At 60.8% G+C, this 15,591-nt stretch carries 17 protein-coding genes; 8 read left to right on the top strand and 9 right to left on the bottom strand.

Annotation, left to right across the window (positions count from 1 at the left end):
• Nucleotides 1-60: 60 nt before the first annotated feature.
• Together OU997_RS01170 and OU997_RS01165 are read left to right on the top strand one after the other, a co-directional pair.
• Nucleotides 61-879, top strand: coding sequence for a UDP-2,3-diacylglucosamine diphosphatase (locus OU997_RS01170; RefSeq protein WP_267808621.1), 819 nt, complete (start codon nt 61-63; stop codon nt 877-879).
• On the top strand, nt 876-1,934 hold the full coding sequence (locus OU997_RS01165) for a glycosyltransferase family 4 protein (protein ID WP_108487347.1): 1,059 nt from the start codon (nt 876-878) through the stop codon (nt 1,932-1,934). Before OU997_RS01170 ends, OU997_RS01165 begins: the two co-directional genes overlap by 4 nt.
• Here the strand turns inward: OU997_RS01165 and OU997_RS01160 are convergent.
• Together OU997_RS01160 and OU997_RS01155 are read right to left on the bottom strand one after the other, a co-directional pair.
• Complete coding sequence (locus OU997_RS01160) at nt 1,927-3,315, bottom strand: adenylate/guanylate cyclase domain-containing protein (RefSeq protein WP_108487348.1); 1,389 nt, start codon at nt 3,313-3,315, stop codon at nt 1,927-1,929. The genes OU997_RS01165 and OU997_RS01160 overlap by 8 nt on opposite strands.
• Before the next feature lie 166 nt (nt 3,316-3,481).
• Complete coding sequence (locus OU997_RS01155) at nt 3,482-3,799, bottom strand: Mpo1-like protein (RefSeq protein WP_108487349.1); 318 nt, start codon at nt 3,797-3,799, stop codon at nt 3,482-3,484.
• A 150-nt stretch (nt 3,800-3,949) separates the two neighbouring features.
• Here OU997_RS01155 and OU997_RS01150 point away from each other — a divergent pair, with 150 nt between their 5' ends.
• Complete coding sequence (locus OU997_RS01150) at nt 3,950-4,951, top strand: AraC family transcriptional regulator (RefSeq protein WP_267808618.1); 1,002 nt, start codon at nt 3,950-3,952, stop codon at nt 4,949-4,951.
• A 199-nt stretch (nt 4,952-5,150) separates the two neighbouring features.
• Here OU997_RS01150 and OU997_RS01145 read toward each other — a convergent pair whose 3' ends face one another.
• Complete coding sequence (locus OU997_RS01145) at nt 5,151-6,605, bottom strand: TrkH family potassium uptake protein (RefSeq protein WP_108487351.1); 1,455 nt, start codon at nt 6,603-6,605, stop codon at nt 5,151-5,153.
• 78 nt (nt 6,606-6,683) lie between these two features.
• Complete coding sequence (locus tag OU997_RS01140; RefSeq protein ID WP_108487352.1) at nt 6,684-8,138, bottom strand: TrkH family potassium uptake protein; 1,455 nt, start codon at nt 8,136-8,138, stop codon at nt 6,684-6,686.
• A gap of 151 nt (nt 8,139-8,289) precedes the next feature.
• Between OU997_RS01140 and OU997_RS01135 the strand changes: the two genes are divergently transcribed.
• Together OU997_RS01135 and OU997_RS01130 are read left to right on the top strand one after the other, a co-directional pair.
• Nucleotides 8,290-8,661, top strand: a complete 372-nt coding sequence (locus tag OU997_RS01135; protein WP_108487353.1) for a YkgJ family cysteine cluster protein — start codon at nt 8,290-8,292, stop codon at nt 8,659-8,661.
• Nucleotides 8,662-8,730: 69 nt separating this feature from the next.
• The gene (locus OU997_RS01130) at nt 8,731-9,288 is read left to right on the top strand and encodes a nitroreductase family protein (protein ID WP_108487354.1); all 558 of its coding nucleotides are present in this window, start codon (nt 8,731-8,733) and stop codon (nt 9,286-9,288) included.
• On the opposite strand, the gene OU997_RS01125 is transcribed toward OU997_RS01130, so the two are convergent.
• The 5 genes from OU997_RS01125 to OU997_RS01105 form a co-directional block, all read right to left on the bottom strand.
• The gene (locus tag OU997_RS01125) at nt 9,263-10,597 is read right to left on the bottom strand and encodes a sensor histidine kinase (protein ID WP_108487355.1); all 1,335 of its coding nucleotides are present in this window, start codon (nt 10,595-10,597) and stop codon (nt 9,263-9,265) included. The genes OU997_RS01130 and OU997_RS01125 overlap by 26 nt on opposite strands.
• A 64-nt stretch (nt 10,598-10,661) precedes the next feature.
• Complete coding sequence (locus OU997_RS01120) at nt 10,662-11,072, bottom strand: Spy/CpxP family protein refolding chaperone (RefSeq protein ID WP_267808614.1); 411 nt, start codon at nt 11,070-11,072, stop codon at nt 10,662-10,664.
• A 130-nt stretch (nt 11,073-11,202) separates the two neighbouring features.
• On the bottom strand, nt 11,203-11,880 hold the full coding sequence (locus OU997_RS01115) for a response regulator transcription factor (protein ID WP_267808612.1): 678 nt from the start codon (nt 11,878-11,880) through the stop codon (nt 11,203-11,205).
• A 3-nt stretch (nt 11,881-11,883) separates the two neighbouring features.
• Nucleotides 11,884-12,285 (bottom strand): translation initiation factor 2, encoded by a 402-nt coding sequence (locus OU997_RS01110; protein WP_108487358.1) that lies wholly within the window; start codon nt 12,283-12,285, stop codon nt 11,884-11,886.
• Between the two features lie 51 nt (nt 12,286-12,336).
• Nucleotides 12,337-12,636: a YciI family protein gene (locus OU997_RS01105; protein ID WP_108487359.1), complete on the bottom strand. Its 300-nt coding sequence runs from the start codon at nt 12,634-12,636 to the stop codon at nt 12,337-12,339.
• A gap of 151 nt (nt 12,637-12,787) precedes the next feature.
• Here OU997_RS01105 and OU997_RS01100 point away from each other — a divergent pair, with 151 nt between their 5' ends.
• The 3 genes from OU997_RS01100 to OU997_RS01090 are packed head-to-tail and all read left to right on the top strand — an operon-like array spanning nt 12,788 to nt 15,557.
• Nucleotides 12,788-13,651 (top strand): PHP domain-containing protein, encoded by an 864-nt coding sequence (locus OU997_RS01100; protein WP_108487360.1) that lies wholly within the window; start codon nt 12,788-12,790, stop codon nt 13,649-13,651.
• Nucleotides 13,652-13,664: 13 nt separating this feature from the next.
• Nucleotides 13,665-14,294 (top strand): L-threonylcarbamoyladenylate synthase, encoded by a 630-nt coding sequence (locus tag OU997_RS01095; RefSeq protein ID WP_108487434.1) that lies wholly within the window; start codon nt 13,665-13,667, stop codon nt 14,292-14,294.
• Nucleotides 14,295-14,342: 48 nt separating this feature from the next.
• Nucleotides 14,343-15,557 (top strand): tryptophan--tRNA ligase, encoded by a 1,215-nt coding sequence (locus tag OU997_RS01090; protein WP_267808609.1) that lies wholly within the window; start codon nt 14,343-14,345, stop codon nt 15,555-15,557.
• Nucleotides 15,558-15,591 lie beyond the last annotated feature (34 nt).

The following is a 15,591-nucleotide window of genomic DNA, read 5'->3' as shown; positions in this document are numbered from 1 at the left end:
TTGTCATGGGCGCTTCACCACGCCTGCGCAGACTCGAGCAAACCCAGCCGGAGGTCGTCCATGACCAGCGCCCAGCTCGCCAAGCCCAGCCGCAAGCAACGTGTCCGTACCCTGTGGATTTCCGATGTGCACCTGGGCACCCGGGATTGTCAGGCCGAGCATCTGGCGGCGTTTCTCAAACGCTACCAGACCGACAAGATCTACCTGGTCGGTGACATCATCGACGGCTGGAAGCTGCGCAGCGGGGTGTACTGGCCGCAGTCACACAGTAACGTGATCCGCCGCCTGCTGACCATGAGCAAGCGCGGCACTGAGGTGATCTACGTCACCGGCAACCATGATGAATTTCTGCGCCGCTATTCCAGCCTGATGCTCGGCAATATCCAGTTGGTCGACGAGGCGGAGCACTTCACTGCCGATGGCCGCCGACTGTTGGTGATTCATGGTGATCAGTTTGATGTGATCACCCGTTATCACCGCTGGCTGGCCTTTCTTGGCGACTCGGCCTACGAGTTCACCCTGACACTCAACCGTTGGCTGAATTACTGGCGTAGCCGCTATGGCTATGGCTACTGGTCGCTGTCGGCCTACCTCAAGCACAAGGTCAAGACGGCGGTGAACTTTATCAGCGACTTTGAAGAGGCCATCGTCCACGAATGCGCCAAGCGCGGTTTCAACGGCGTGATCTGCGGACATATCCACCACGCCGAGATTCGTCCGATGGGCGAGGTCGAGTACATGAATTGCGGCGACTGGGTGGAATCCTGTACGGCGCTGATTGAGCACCTGGATGGCAGCATCGAACTGTATCGCCTGGCTGATGATCAGGTGCGCCAGCTGCAAGCTGCTCCCGTTGCCGCTGCCGAGCCGGCCCTGTGAGGATTCTCATCGTCTCCGACGCCTGGTCGCCGCAGGTCAATGGTGTGGTCACCAGCCTGCAGGCGCTGATCAGTGAGCTGCGCGGCCTCGGCCATCAGGTCAAGTTGCTGTCGCCGGCGGACTTTCGCGCGTTGCCATGTCCCAGTTACCCGGAAATTCCCCTGGTATGGAACCTCTGGCGGGTTGGTGCGGCGATTCGCGGGTTTCGCCCAGACTGCGTACACCTGGCCACCGAGGGGCCCTTGGGCTGGGCTGCGCGGCGTTGGCTGAGTAAGCGTGGCCTGGCATTTTCCAGCGCGATTCATACGCGCTTTCCCGAATACGTGCACACCCGCTGGCCCTGGATTGCATTGCGTTGGGGTTATGCCTTTCTGCGCGCCTTTCATCGGCCGAGTCAGGCGGTACTGGTGACCACCGAACGCATGCGCGAGGAGTTTGCTGGCTGGGGTTTCAAGCGTTTGGTGCTGTGGCGCAAGGGCGTCGATACGCGCCTGTTCCGTCCGCCGGTGACGCCGACAACTCTGGCTGAGCCGGTGTTTCTGTATGTCGGGCGGATCGCGCCGGAGAAGAACATCGAAGCGTTTCTTGCCCTCGATCTTCCGGGGCAGAAGCAGGTGGTCGGTGATGGCCCGCAGCGCGAGGCATTGCAGGCCGCGTATCCGCAGGTGCGCTTTCTCGGCTATCAGCATGGTCCGGCACTGGTCGAGTCGTTTCAGAGTGCCAGTGTGCTGGTCTTCCCCTCGCGCACCGATACCTATGGTCTGGTGATGCTCGAAGCTCTGGCCTGTGGTACGCCAGTGGCGGCGTTTCCGGTAGCCGGGCCGCTGGATGTGCTGCAGGCGGACGTTAGCGGGGTTATGCATGAGGATCTGCGCACGGCTTGCCTAGAAGCGCTGAAACTGGATCGCCAGCGCTGTGCCGAGTTGGCCGCGCGGCAATCCTGGCGGACGTCGGCGTTGGAGTTTCTGGCGCAGCAGCCGCTGCTCGATGGTGAGCTGTGCATGCCGGCGCCCCCGCCGCTACCTACGTCCGAGTCCGTTCAGCTGCTTACATGATGATTTTGTCACGCAGCTTGTCGGCGGCCTGATTGAGGGCCTGGATGACTTTTTCCTTGTCGAAGTTCTGGATGCCGTTGGTATCCAGGTACATGGAGAAGCCCGGCAGTTCGTGTTCGACATAGCTCGAGGTGGCGCCCAGGTCGCGGCGGAAATCCACCACCTGGTAGATCTGCACCGGGCGGGTGAAGCCCTTGACGGTGATCTGCCCTTTGTCGCGGCACATGATCACGTCCTTGATCAGCGAATAGGTTTCGTGGGAAATCAGGATTTCCCCTGACTCGGCAGCGCTTTCCAGGCGACTGGCGAGGTTCACGTCGCGGCCGATGATGGTGTAATCCATGCGCGTGTCGGCCCCGAAGTTGCCCACTGTGCAGTAACCAGTGTTCAGCCCCATGCGGATTTCCAGCGGCTTGGTGATGCCTTGGGCACGCCATTGCTGGCGTAGCACCTTCATGTGTTTGCGCATGGCGATGGCCATGGACACGGCATTTACGGCATCCTTTTTGGCGCCTTTGCTGCTGGGGTCGCCGAAAAACACCATCACGCAATCGCCGACGAACTTGTCGATGGTGCCGCCATATTTCAGGCAAATTTTCGACATTTCGTTGAGGTAGGTGTTGAGCAGGTCGGTCAGGGCTTCGGCTTCCAGTTCCTCGGACAGCTCGGTAAAGCCCTTGATGTCGGAGAAGAACACCGTGAGTTTTTTGCGCTGCGTTTCCAGGCGCACGCTCTTCTTGCCGGTGAAGATCGATTCCCACACTTGCGGCGACAGGTATTTGGCCAGGTTGCGCGCCAGGCGTGCGGCTTTTTCCTGTTCACGGCTGATTTCACTGCGCACCTGGGCCAGGCGCAGACCCTGCTGGTGCACGAAGTAGGCTGTGATGCAGATATACAGGGTGGTAAAGGCAATGCTGACCAGTGCCACCAGCGCGGGTGTGTGTACGTTGGGTTTCACTTCGATCAGGGCGAGCATAAAAACGGCGCCGCTCAGGGCAATCAGAGCGGACAGCCCCAAGTAGCGCAGGCCGCCGATGACCAGCGCGCTGAACGCCATGATCAGCAGCGCCATCAGGCTTGGGACTACCGAAAAGCCTAATAGGGCGATGGCGCCGCCGCAGTGCACGGCATCAATAAACAACAGGCTGAGGGCGGTGCGCTGGGGGTGTTCACGCTTGAAGCGCAGGCTCAGATGATGTGCCAAGTGTGGATAGAGCAGGGCGTAGGGCACCATCCAGAGAATGTCATAGCTGAAATGTTTGGTGTAGGTGCCAGCGGCGATGCTGGCGGCGATGGCAATGTAGGCCAGGGTGCGGGAGTAATACTCGCGCAGCGGCGGCGCCGGCAATGCAGGAAGTCGGGGGGCGCTTTTGACATTCATCCGTTGGGGCTATCCCTACTGCGTTCTCATGCACCTCTACCGGGTGCCTGGGTTGCACGCCATGGCTGGCGTGCAAAATAGCAAGGGATCATAACCAAGCCCACCACGGCCGCCAAGCGTTGCAGCCGAACGGCAGTGTGGCCTGGCTGCGTTGCAGCATTGGGCTCTAGAACTTGATGCGGCCGGTAAAGGCATCCTTGAGCATCACCCAGTCGCCCATCAGCGAGTAAAGCGGGTAGTCGAAGGTGGCCGGACGGTTCTTTTCGAAGACGAAATGACCGATCCAGGCAAAGCCGTAGCCAATCAACGGGATGCTCAGCAGCCACAGCCACTGCTGCGTCCCCAGGGCGTAGGCCAGCATACAGAGCACCAGCAGGCTGCCGACATAATGCAGGCGTCGGCAGGTGGCGTTACTGTGCTCCTGCAGGTAGTAGGGGTAGAACTCGGCGAAGCTGCTGTAGCGCTCGCGGGTTTCGCTGCTCATCTGGGCCTCCTCTTATTGTTTTGCACGCCGCCAGGGTTGCAGCCGCGGCGGCTTACTTGCAGTCTAGGTCGACTGACGCACTGGGCCACTGACATTCAGTGCCAGTTTAGTATCCTTCTGTCGCCCTTCAGAATAAGAACAGAACACGTCATGAGCGAACGTACCACTTCATCCAGTTGGGCCTCGGGGATTGTCGCGGCACTGGAGTTGGGCGGAGTTGATTGCCGCCGTTTGTTTGTCCAGCTGGGCCTCGACTATGCCGCATTGACCAATCCCGATGCACGCTTCGCCCAGGATGCCATGACTCGGCTCTGGCATCTGGCAGTGGAAGCCTCTGGTAACCCGGCCATTGGTTTGAATATGGCAAAAATCCTGCGGCCATCCTCATTCAATGTGGTGGGATATGCGGTGATGAGCAGCCGCAACCTGCAGGAGGGTTTTGCTCGTCTGGTGCGTTATCAGCGGATTATTGGGGAGGGCGCCGACCTCAGTTTCCACCCCACAGCCGACGGCTATGAAATGCTCCTGGCGATTCACGGTGATCGCCTGCCCTCGGCGCGGCAAAGTGCCGAGGCATCGTTGGCGTACTCGCTGGCATTCTGCCGCTGGCTGACCGGCAGACCGCTGCGCCCACGCCTGGTCAGTCTGATGGGGCCTGCGCCGGACGACCTGGCCCCGTATGAGGCGGTATTCCAGTGCCCGCTGAAATTCAATGCCGAGCACTATGCTCTGTTGTTCGAACGCACTGACCTGGATGCACCGTTACCGTCGGCGAATGAGGCGCTGGCGCAGTTGCATGACCGTTTTGCCGGTGACTACCTGGCGCGGTTTTCTGGCTCACGGGTGACCCATCAGGTGCGTCAGGTGCTTTGTCGTTTGCTGCCCCAGGGTGAGCCCAAACGTGAAGTTGTGGCGCAGACGCTGTTGTTGTCCGAGCGCACCTTGCAGCGACGCCTGCAGGATGAAGGGACCAGCTATCAGCAGTTACTCGATGACACCCGCCGTGAGCTGGCAGGGCAGTACCTGGGCCAGGCTAACCTCACACTGCTGGAAATTTCCTACCTGTTGGGGTTTTCCGATCCGAGCAATTTCTTCCGCGCTTTCCGCCGCTGGTTTGACAGCACACCGGGTGAGTACCGCGCGCGTCTGTAGCTATGCATCGTGGTGTTCAGAATCTGTTTACGATCTTGCGAGCTAGAGCCGGGCGAGGCGCTACAGTAATAACCGCCTCTGGCTGGTCAAAACGGCGAGGAAGCGGAGTGTGTTCTTGGACATGAGCATTTCGAGACGCCACATCCCGCTCTGTTTTTAACGCGGCAGGGCCGGCGCGCAGCAGATCGTAAATAGATTCTTAGTGTCGCCAGAAAGCCGGCAGCATAAGCACCAGCACGGTAAGAATTTCCAGGCGACCGAGCAGCATGCCGAATGTCAGCAGCCATTTTGCAGTGTCGGGCAAGCTGGAAAAGTTACCCGCCGGGCCAATGATCGGACCCATGCCGGGGCCGACGCCGGAGACGGTGCTGGCGGCTCCGCTGAGCGCGGTGATCCAGTCCAGACCGCAGAGGGTCAGAGCCAGGGCCAGTAGGGCAATGGTGATGGTGAAGAAGAATGAGAAGGTCAGAATCGAACGAACGATGTCTTCATCCAGGTTATGCCGGTTGTACTGCTGCTTGATCACCGCACGCGGGTGGACCAACTGCATCAGGTTGGCCTTGAGCAACACATAAGCCACTTGGAAGCGGAAGATTTTCAACCCCCCCGCCGTCGAACCCGAGCAGCCGCCGATAAAGCCCAGATAGAAGAACAGCATGCCGGCAAAACCGCCCCATAGGGTGTAATCGCCCAGGGCAAAGCCGGTGGTGGTCATGATCGAGGTGGTGTTGAAGGCCACATGGCGGATGGCTTCCAGCCAGTGCAGCTCGGTGCTCAGGCAGTACCAGGTGCCCAAGACCAGCCAAATACTCAACAGAATCGCCAGAAAGCCCCGCACTTGCTGGTCCCTGATCAGGGCCATGTAGTTGCCGCGCAGCATGGACGCCAACAGCACAAAGGGTACGCTGCCGAGGATCATCAGCACGATGATGACCCAGTGCACGGCCGGCTCGGCCCACTTGCCCACCGATTGATCTGACGTGGAAAACCCGCCCGTGGAGATGGCCGACATGGTGTGGTTGATCGCATCAAAGCCACCCATGCCGGCGCTCCACAGGGCCAGGAAGCCGATGATGCTGATGCCGACGTAGGCCGCGACCATGTATTTGGCGACCATGTGCGAGCGCGGCATGATCTTCTCGGAGCGGTCCGAGGATTCGGTCTGGAACAGGCGCATGCCGCCGATGCGCAGCATCGGCAGAATGGCCACGGCCATGGCGATAAAGCCAATACCGCCCAGCCAATGCAGCAATGAACGCCAGATCAAAATGCCCGGCGACATGCTGTCCAGCCCCACCAGCACGGTGGCGCCTGTTGCAGTGATGCCAGATATGCTCTCAAACACAGCGTCGGTCAGCCCCAGGTGCTGGGAGAACATAAACGGCAGGGCGGCGAACAGCCCCACCAATATCCAGCTCGATACCGTCAGCAGGTACATGTCGCGCGGACGCAGCTGTAGATCCTTGGGTCGGCCCTGAACAATCATCGCCATGCCGGCGATAAAGGTGATCAGGCTTGACCAGAGAAAGGCGTTGAGCTCATGCGCTCGGCCAAACAGCACCAGGGTCAGCATCGGGATGGTCATGCTGATGGCCAGCGTCAGCAGAAAGATGCCGTTGATGAACGTGATGATCCGTAAGGTCGGCCAAGCCATCTACGTGGTTCCATGTCTGTAGACCAGAGGTCTAGGTACGAGTCAGGGCATGCCGTTTGCCCTAGCGTTCAGTGAGCATCAATGCCGCCAGAATGCGCGGGTGAACAGTACCAGTACGGTGAGAATCTCCAAGCGGCCCAGCAGCATGCCGACTGTCAGCAGCCACTTGGCAGAGTCAGGCAGCGTCGAGAAGTTACCCGCAGGGCCAATGATCGGACCCAGCCCCGGGCCCACGTTACACACCGCTGTCGCTGCACCGGTAAGGGCGGTGACCCAGTCAAGACCAATCAGCGCCAAGCCCAGCGCGATGACGCCGATGGTGATGGCGAAGAAGAACGAGAACGTAATCAGCGAGCGAACAATCTCTTCATCGAGGGTGTGGTTGTTGTACTGCTGCTTGATCACCGCGCGTGGGTGCACCAGTTGCTGCAGGTTGGCCTTGAGCAGCACATAAGCCACCTGGAAGCGGAAGATCTTCAGCCCGCCGGCGGTGGAGCCCGAACAGCCGCCTACGAAGGTCAGGTAGAAGAACAGCAGTACGGCGAAACTGCCCCAGGTGGTGTAGTCGCCCAATGCAACCCCCGTGGTTGTGACCACTGAGGTAACGTTCACCGCAACGATGCGGAACGCATCCAGCCAACTGTTATCCGAGTGCAGCCACAGCCAGGTGCCGAACACCAGCCAGGTGACCACGAGAAAGCCGAGAAAGCCGCGTACCTGATGGTCCTTGAACAGTGCTCGACGATGGCCGCGTAGGGTTGCCACATACAGGGTAAAGGGCAGACTACCGAAGATCATGACCACCACCGCGACCCAGTGCACGGCCGGTTGGGGCCAGTTGGCCAGCGACAAGTCCGAGGTCGAAAAGCCGCCAGTTGAGATAAGCGACATCGCATGATTTATGGCTTCAAAGGGCGTCATGCCGGCGATCCAGAACGCCAAAAAACCGAGCAAGGTAAGAGCGCTGTAGATCAGCAGAATGTACTTGGCTGCCATATGTGAGCGCGGCATGACTTTCTCACCCCAGTCGGAGGATTCGGTCTGGAACAGGCGCATACCGCCGACTCGCAGCAGTGGCAGGATGGCCACGGCCATGCCGATAAAGCCGATGCCGCCTAGCCAGTGCAGCATCGAACGCCAGATCAGCAGGCCGGGGGAGGCCTTGTCCAGCCCGACCAGGATGGTGGAGCCGGTCGTGGTCACCCCGGACATGGTTTCGAAAAAGGCATCGGTGTAGCTGATATGGTGAATCAGCACCATCGGCAGCGCGGCGAAGACGCACACCACCAACCAGCTGCAGGTGGTCAGCAGGTACATGTCGCGTGGGCGCAGCTGTGCTTCCTTGGGGCGCCCGGGAAGGATCATGGCAATCCCGGCGACGGCGGTTACCAGGCTCGACCAGAGAAAGGCGTCCAGGTCATCCGTGCGCGAATAGAGCAGCAGCGTCAGCATGGGAATCAACATGCTGACGGCCAGGGTGATCAGGAAAATGCCGAGGATGAAAGCGATGATGCGCAGTGTCGGCAATGACATGGAGGCGAACTCGGGCTATGGGGCAAAGGGGCGTCATTCTACGCGGGCTGAAGCCGCTGTACAGCTGCTGCATTGCGCGCTTTACAAGCGCTTGGCACTGCATAGAATAGCCGCCAGGTGCCGGCCCTTGCCGGTTTCTGAGCCTTCCATCATGTCTGATAGCAATCCTTGTTTGAATTGTGGCGCCTGCTGCGCCTATTTTCGTGTGTCGTTCTTTTGGGGTGAGTGCCAATCGGCCGGCGGACTGATGCCGGATGATCAGGTGGTGCTGATCACCCCGCACCGTGTCGCCATGCGTGGCACTGAAGGTAAGCCGCCACGTTGCAACGCATTGATGGGCGAAGTAGGGCAGGGTGTGCGCTGCACCCTGTATGAGCAGCGTTCGAGTACTTGCCGCGAGTTTGAAGCGTCATGGGCCAACGGCGAACATAATCCGCACTGCGATGCCGCGCGCCAGGCTCATGGTCTGCCGCCGCTGACGCCACCGATCATGCCCTGTGTCTCGCCGGACCGGGTCGCCTGAGCCTGCGGATACCCGCCAGCCTCGCTCAAGCACTAGAATGCTCACCTGTATAAATCGTTGAGGTGGCTGATGGACGCTCTTGATGCGCTGCTTAACCGTGTTTCCGCGCCGCGCCTGATCGCGCCGGCACCTGATGCTGCTCAGCGTGAACTGTTGTTTCGCGCTGCCTTGCGCGCACCCGACCACGGGCAAATGCGCCCCTGGCGTTTTCTCACCGTGGAAGGCGAGGCGCTGAATCAGCTCGGCGAGCTGTTTGCCAGCGCTTTACCCGCCGACGCCAGCCCTGAAGCCTTGACCAAAGCGCGCGCCATGCCGCTACGGGCACCGTTGCTGGTGCTGGTGATTGCGCGGGTGCAGGCCAGTGTGAAGGTGCCGGCGCAGGAGCAGGTGCTGGCGGCTGGCTGTGCAGCGCATGCGATCCTGCTGGCGGCCCATGCCCAGGGTATCGGCGCGGTTTGGCGTACCGGTGATATGGCTTATAACCCACAGGTGGCTGCCGGTCTGGGCCTGGCGGCCGATGAACAGCTGATTGCCTACCTCTACCTGGGCACCCCGGAGCGCGAATTGCGCGCGGTGCCCCAGGTGCAGGTCAGTGACTTTGTCAGGGCCTGGCCTGTGGCTGAGTAAGCGGTAGACGCAAGGTGGCGATGAAGCCGCCTTGCGCATGATTTTCCAGCTCAAGCTGACCCCCATGCCGTTCGGCAGCGCGGCGGGCGATGGCCAGCCCCAGGCCATGACCGCTGCTGGTTTGTCCGGGTGCGCGGAAGAAGGGTTCGCCAAGATGGGCCAGCTGTTCGAGGGCCACACCGGGGCCGTGATCGCGCACACTCAGGCACAGCATTTCGCCCTCGCGGCGAGCGCATATTTCGATCGGCTGATCTGTCGGGTTGAAACGCAGTGCGTTGCGCAGCAGGTTATCCAATGCGCGTTGCAGCATATCCGGCCAGCCGCTGAGCGTTAGGTCTTGGTCTAGCTGTATGGTGAGTGGCTGGTCTGGTGCATCCAGTTGAGCATCGTCTTGCAGCTTGCGCAGCAGATCGTCGAGTTGGACCGGCTGAGCTGCACCAAGGTCGGCATCAAGGCGTGCAAGGGCGAGAATTTCGCTGATCAGCGCTTCCAGGCGGTCGCATTCCTGATTCAGACGTGGCCAGTATTTCTCACGTTCGGTTGCGTCGGCGCGCTCGGTCAGGGCCAAGGCAATACGCAGGCGCGCGAGCGGCGAGCGCAGTTCGTGGGAGACGTCACGCAGCAGTTGGCGTTGGCTGCTGATCAAACCCTGCACGCGCTCGCCCATGCGGTTGAAGTCAGCCGCCAGTACCCCCAGTTCATCACGCCGTTCGGCCAGCCGTGCCAGGCTGTTCTGCTGGTAAGCCGTTTGTCCCAAGTCGTGTACGGCGCCGCGCAGGCGGTTCAGCGGGCGGGTAATCGACAGCGTCAGCCAGAGGCTGAACAGGGTCAATACCAGCATGGCGATACCCAAGGCGCTGAGCGGCCATAGCAGGCTGTCGCGTTGCCAGGCGGCAATCTCCGGCAGCGGTATACGGTAGATCAGCAGGTAGGTTTCGCCGCTTTGCGGGCTGGTGTACTCGGCGCTCAGGCGGCGCCAGGGCAGGCGTTTTTCATTGCGGTGACGCGCTTCGAATGCCGCCGCTCGTGGTGGAAAGGTGCCTTCGACCAGTGGCTGGCCACTGTCATCAAGCACCTGCACGTCGATGCGAAACTTGCGTTTGCGTTGCTCCAGTAGGGCCTGGGCTGCATGCGGGCCCTCGCTCTCGTAACGCTGTGTCCACTTTTCGGCAAAGTGTTCCAAGGCCGGGTGCTGGCTGAGCAGCCAGGCGTCCTGATTGATCATGCGCCCAAGCAGCATGGACAGCCCCGCAACCAGGGCGATCGCCAGCCAGAAACTGGCAAAGATGCGCCAGAACAGTGAACGCACGGCTATTCCTCATGCAAAAAACCGCCGAGCCCGGTGGCTCGGCGGTGGTGGGATGGCTTCAGGCTTAGTTGGCCTGTTTGTCCTTCTCGGCTTTCCAGGCCTGGAACTCGGCCATTTCTGCACGGCGTTCGCTCATTTTCAGCTGGTGTTCGTCAAAGGCTTTCTGTTGCTCGGGCTTGAGCAGCGCGCGGATGGCCGTGTGTTGCTTTCCCTCGGCCGCTTTCAGCTCATCCTGCATGGCTTTCTGTTCAGCCGTTGGCAGTTTGCTCAGGTAGCGTTGGGTGATCTCGTGGCGACCTTTCATCTGCTCGCCCATCAGTTTGCGGATTTCGCGGTGTTGCTCTTTGCTCAGGTCGAGCTCTTTAAACAGACGGGAGCCGTGCTCGCCGCCGTGGCGTGGGCCGCCCTCGGGCATTGCCATGGCCAGGGCTGGCAGGGTCATGGCGAGCAGTACAGCAGTCAGGGTCTTGCGCATGGTGTGTCTCCTTGTCTGAAACCGGTAAGTACCGGATGAGCCCAGTCTAGGGCGGTCAAGGTCAAGGGCAGTCAGGGCAAGGTAAAGCTTCGGTAAAGAGCGGGGCGCGGTGGATTTAGCCAAGCAGTGCTCAGGCACTGTAGTAATAGCCGCGACTGCGCAGCGCCAGGATGCGCTGGCGCCCATCGGCGTGCGGGCCGAGTTTCTTGCGCAGGTTGCTGACGTGCATATCCAGGCTGCGGTCATACAGGGTCAGCTTGCGGCCGAGGGCCAGTTGCGCCAGTACTTGTTTATCCACCGGTTCGCCTGGATGTTGCAGCAACGCTTCGAGGATGCGGCTTTCCGAGAGGGTCAGTAGTACGTCCTGCTCGCCCAGGGTCACGGTGCCGCGTATCTGGCTGTAATGCAGGTCGCCGAGATCTAGCGGGCTGCTGGAACTGGTCGGCAGGCTGCGGCGCAACACGGCGCGCAGTCGGGCGGTGAGTTCGCGGGGGTCGCAGGGTTTGGCCAGGTAGTCGTCAGCCCCCAGCTCCAGGCCGAGAATCCGATCCAGCGGCTCGCCACGGGCCGACAACATCAGCACCGGCAGTTCAGGGTGGTCGCTGCGCAGTTGCTTGAGCAATTCCAGGCCGCTGCCGTCAGGCAGCATGACATCCAGTACGACGGCGTCCGGGCTGGATATGTCCAGCGCCTGGCGGGCGCTGCTGCCGTCGTGGCAGGCGCTGACCTGGAAGCCTTCCTGGGTCAGCCAATTGGCCAGCAGTTCGCAGAGTTCGACGTCGTCGTCGATCAGTAGCAGGCGGCTCATGGGTCAGTTAAGCCACTCGCTGTGCGAGCGGCGCCCGCGGCGCAGCAGGGCTCCGATGAGCACCCCGAGCAGGGTAGAGCCGGCACCGATGGCGTACCACATCTGCTGTTCGCTGATCAGGGGTGGCGGGGCGCTGGCTTGAAGTTTTTTCAGTTGTAGCTTGAGGCGCTGATTTTCCTGGCGCAGACGCTGCAGTTGCAGGGTCTCGCGCTCATCTGTCGTGCTTTGCAGTTCTGCGCTGAGGGCTTCACGCTGCTCTTCACTCAGTGCCAGGCGCTGTTCCAGATCATCGATTTGCGCCTGTACCGACGTGGCTTCTGCCAGTGGTTGCGGCGGAATTTCCTCGGCCTGGATGGTGGCCGGCAAGCACAGGGTCAAGAGCAGAAACAGCGGGCCTGGACGCATCGGAACTCCTATCTTCTAGTTGTTATCGGGTGGTTCAACGAAGGAATGGCTTCAAGGCAGGACCAGTTTGAAAGGTTTCACCACGACGCTGGCATACACCCCGGCGGCCCGGTAGGGGTCGGCATCAGCCCATTGCTGCGCGGCCAGCAGTGATTCGAACTCGGCGACGATCAGGCTGCCGGAAAACCCTGCTGGGCCTGGGTCATTGCTGTCGACGGCTGGGTGCGGCCCGGCGAGAATCAGGCGGCCCTCCGTTTTCAGTTGTTCCAGGCGCGCCAAGTGCGCCGGGCGGGCGCTCAGACGGTTGTCCAGGGAGTCTTGCACATCGGTGGCAATGATCGCGTAGAGCATCTCAGTCCTTAAAAACGTGTTGGGTACAGGTCGCCGCCAAGGGAGAAAAGCAGCCTGTCCGGGCAAAGTCGAGTAAATCTTGGTGCAAGCCAGCAAGAATCCACATCTGCCGGCATAATAACAAACATAAATGACTCGGAAAGTGCCCCCTATGGACGTTGATTTGCATTGTCACAGCACCGCTTCGGATGGCGCCCTGGCGCCCGCTGTGGTGGTGGCGCGGGCATTCGAACGGGGTGTGCGTCTGCTGGCGTTGACCGATCACGACACCCTCGACGGATTGGACGAGGCAGCGCTGGCGGCGCAAGCGCTGGGTATACAGCTGGTCAATGGCATCGAGCTGTCCTGCACCTGGGGTGGTGCGACCATCCATGTGCTGGGGTATGCCTTCAACCGCGAGGCGCCAGCCCTGCAGCAGGCCATTGCAGATCTACACGAGGGGCGCTGGTTGCGCGCGGCAGAAATTGCCAGGCGTCTGGAAGCCAAGGGCATGCCAGGGGCATTAGAGGGCGCACGGGCCTTGCAGCAGGAATTGGGCGACAGTGGCAATGCGCCGGCGCGGCCGCATTTTGCGGACTTTCTGGTGCTCAACGGTTACGTCAAGGATCGCGCCGAAGCATTCCGCAAGTGGCTCGGTTCGGGCAAGCTGGGTGACGTCAAACAGCACTGGCCGGAACTGGCGCAAGCTGTGGATACGCTGCGCCGTGCAGGCGCCTGGGTCAGCCTGGCGCATCCCTGGCAGTACGACTTTACGCGTACCAAGCGGCGCAAGTTGATTGCCGACTTTGTTGGCGCAGGCGGGCATTCGCTGGAAGTGGTCAATGGTATGCAGCCGGCCGAACAGGTTGGCAGTCTGGCGATTCTGGCGCGGGAATTCGGTATGTTCGTCAGCGCAGGCAGTGATTTTCACGCGCCCGGCCAGTGGTCTGAGCTGGGTGTCTATCGCCCGGTGCCCGAGGATCTACCGCCCTTGTGGGCACGGTTTCAACATGTCCAGCAGCCTACTGCACTTTGACCAGGGACCAAGCGTGAGCCAATTCTTCCAGATTCATCCGGAAAACCCGCAAGCGCGCCTGATCAAGCAGGCCGTGGAGATCATCCGCAACGGCGGCGTGGTGATCTATCCGACTGACTCCTCCTATGCCGTGGGCTGCCATATCGGTGACAAGAGCGCGGTAGAGCGTATTCGCCGCCTGCGCCAACTGGACGACAAGCACAACTTCACCCTGGTCTGCCGCGACCTGTCGCAGCTCGGCACCTTTGCCAAGGTCGATACTGCCGCCTTCCGCCTACTCAAAAGTCATACACCAGGGCCTTACACCTTCATTCTCAATGCCACCCGTGAGGTGCCGCGTATGCTGCTGCATGCCAAGCGCCGCACCATCGGTCTGCGCGTGCCCAGTCATCCGATTGCCATGGCCTTGCTGGCCGAGCTGGATGAGCCGCTGATGAGCGTCAGCCTGATCCTGCCGGGTGAAACGCTGCCGATGAGCGACCCTTATGAAATGCGCCAGATCCTGGAGCACCAGGTCGATCTGATCATCGATGGCGGTTTCGGTGGGCTGGAGGCCTCCACCGTGGTCAGCCTGACCGACGATGAGCCTGAGGTGTTTCGGGTGGGGTGCGGTGATCCGTCGCCTTTTACGGATGACCTTTGAGCCTGGCTATATATAATCGGGCTCTTTCGATTATTCAGGTAGTCCGTTTTGAGTCTTGTTGACGCTGAACGCCGCGTGCTGTCTGGGATGCGTCCGAGTGGTCTGCTGCACTTGGGGCATTATCAGGGCGTGCTGAAGAACTGGGTGAAGCTGCAACACACCTATGAATGCTTTTTCTGCATCGTCGATTTACACGCGCTGACCACCGATTACGACGATGTCGGCCCGCTGTCCCAGCGGGTCATGGACATGGCCGCGGATTGGTTGGCGGCCGGCGTCAGCCCCAGCTCGGCGACGTTGTTTATCCAGTCGCAAGTCCCTGAACACGCCGAATTGCACCTGCTGCTGTCGATGATCTGTCCGCTCAGCTGGCTGGAGCGCGTGCCCTCCTACAAAGAACAGCAGGAGCAGCTGCACGGCAAAGACCTGAGCACCTTCGGCTTTCTCGGTTACCCCTTGCTGCAGGCCGCTGACATCCTGCTGTACCGCGCTGGCGTGGTGCCGGTGGGCGGTGACCAGTTGGCACATATCGAGTTTGCTCGGGATGTGGCGCGGCGCTTCAACCATTTGTATGGCCGCGAGCCAGGCTTTGAGGAAAAGGCCGAGGCGGCGATCATCAAGCTGGGCAAGAAAACCGCGACGCTCTACAACCACCTGCGCCGGGCTTATCAGGAGCAGGGCGACGCTGAGGCGCTGGAAACCGCGCGTGCGCTGCTCAAGGATCAGCAGAGCATCACCCTGGGTGACCGTGAGCGTCTGTATGGCTATCTGGAAGGTGGCGGCAAGATTCTCCTGGTTGAGCCGCAGGCCATGCTCGGCGAGTCGCCCAAACTGCTCGGGCTTGATGGCGGCAAGATGTCCAAGTCCAACAATAATGCGATCTTCCTGCGTGACAGCGGTTCGGCGATCGAGGAGAAGATCCGCCGCATGCCGACTGATCCGGTGCGGGTGCATCGTGATGATCCCGGCAATCCGCAACACTGTCCGGTGTGGCCGTTGCACCAGCTCTACTCGTCCGATGCCACCTGCGAGTGGGTGCAGCAAGGTTGCCGCAGCGCCGGCATCGGCTGCCTGGAGTGCAAGGCACCTCTGGTCGAGGCGCTGCAGCAGGAGTTGCAGCCGCTGCAGGCGCGTGCTGCGGATTATCAGGATAATCCTGATCTGGTCCGGCAGATTCTCGCCGATGGCGCCGATCGCGCGCGTTCCGAGGCGCGGGAAACCCTCAGTGAAGTGCGCCTGGCCCTTGGCCTGAATTACCGCTGAACCTACCTTCGAGAGTGACCATGTCCAGCGTGCC

Origin of the sequence: Pseudomonas sp. SL4(2022), from assembly GCF_026625725.1 — a bacterium.
GTDB lineage: Bacteria > Pseudomonadota > Gammaproteobacteria > Pseudomonadales > Pseudomonadaceae > Aquipseudomonas.
The sequence above is the reverse complement of the archived record's forward strand: the minus strand, read 5'-3'. Positions and strand labels throughout refer to the sequence as shown.

Bases quoted from the DNA above. Each gene is read 5' to 3' on its own strand.
- OU997_RS01150 (WP_267808618.1), top strand. From the start codon at position 3,950: ATGAGCGAACGTACCACTTCATCCAGTTGGGCCTCGGGGATTGTCGCG.
- OU997_RS01155 (WP_108487349.1), bottom strand. From the start codon at position 3,799: ATGAGCAGCGAAACCCGCGAGCGCTACAGCAGCTTCGCCGAGTTCTAC.
- OU997_RS01115 (WP_267808612.1), bottom strand. From the start codon at position 11,880: ATGAGCCGCCTGCTACTGATCGACGACGACGTCGAACTCTGCGAACTG.
- OU997_RS01130 (WP_108487354.1), top strand. From the start codon at position 8,731: ATGGACGCTCTTGATGCGCTGCTTAACCGTGTTTCCGCGCCGCGCCTG.
- OU997_RS01170 (WP_267808621.1), top strand. From the start codon at position 61: ATGACCAGCGCCCAGCTCGCCAAGCCCAGCCGCAAGCAACGTGTCCGT.
- OU997_RS01100 (WP_108487360.1), top strand. From the start codon at position 12,788: ATGGACGTTGATTTGCATTGTCACAGCACCGCTTCGGATGGCGCCCTG.
- OU997_RS01145 (WP_108487351.1), bottom strand. From the start codon at position 6,605: ATGGCTTGGCCGACCTTACGGATCATCACGTTCATCAACGGCATCTTT.
- OU997_RS01110 (WP_108487358.1), bottom strand. From the start codon at position 12,285: ATGCGTCCAGGCCCGCTGTTTCTGCTCTTGACCCTGTGCTTGCCGGCC.
- OU997_RS01105 (WP_108487359.1), bottom strand. From the start codon at position 12,636: ATGCTCTACGCGATCATTGCCACCGATGTGCAAGACTCCCTGGACAAC.
- OU997_RS01120 (WP_267808614.1), bottom strand. From the start codon at position 11,072: ATGCGCAAGACCCTGACTGCTGTACTGCTCGCCATGACCCTGCCAGCC.
- OU997_RS01135 (WP_108487353.1), top strand. From the start codon at position 8,290: ATGTCTGATAGCAATCCTTGTTTGAATTGTGGCGCCTGCTGCGCCTAT.
- OU997_RS01140 (WP_108487352.1), bottom strand. From the start codon at position 8,138: ATGTCATTGCCGACACTGCGCATCATCGCTTTCATCCTCGGCATTTTC.
- OU997_RS01160 (WP_108487348.1), bottom strand. From the start codon at position 3,315: ATGAATGTCAAAAGCGCCCCCCGACTTCCTGCATTGCCGGCGCCGCCG.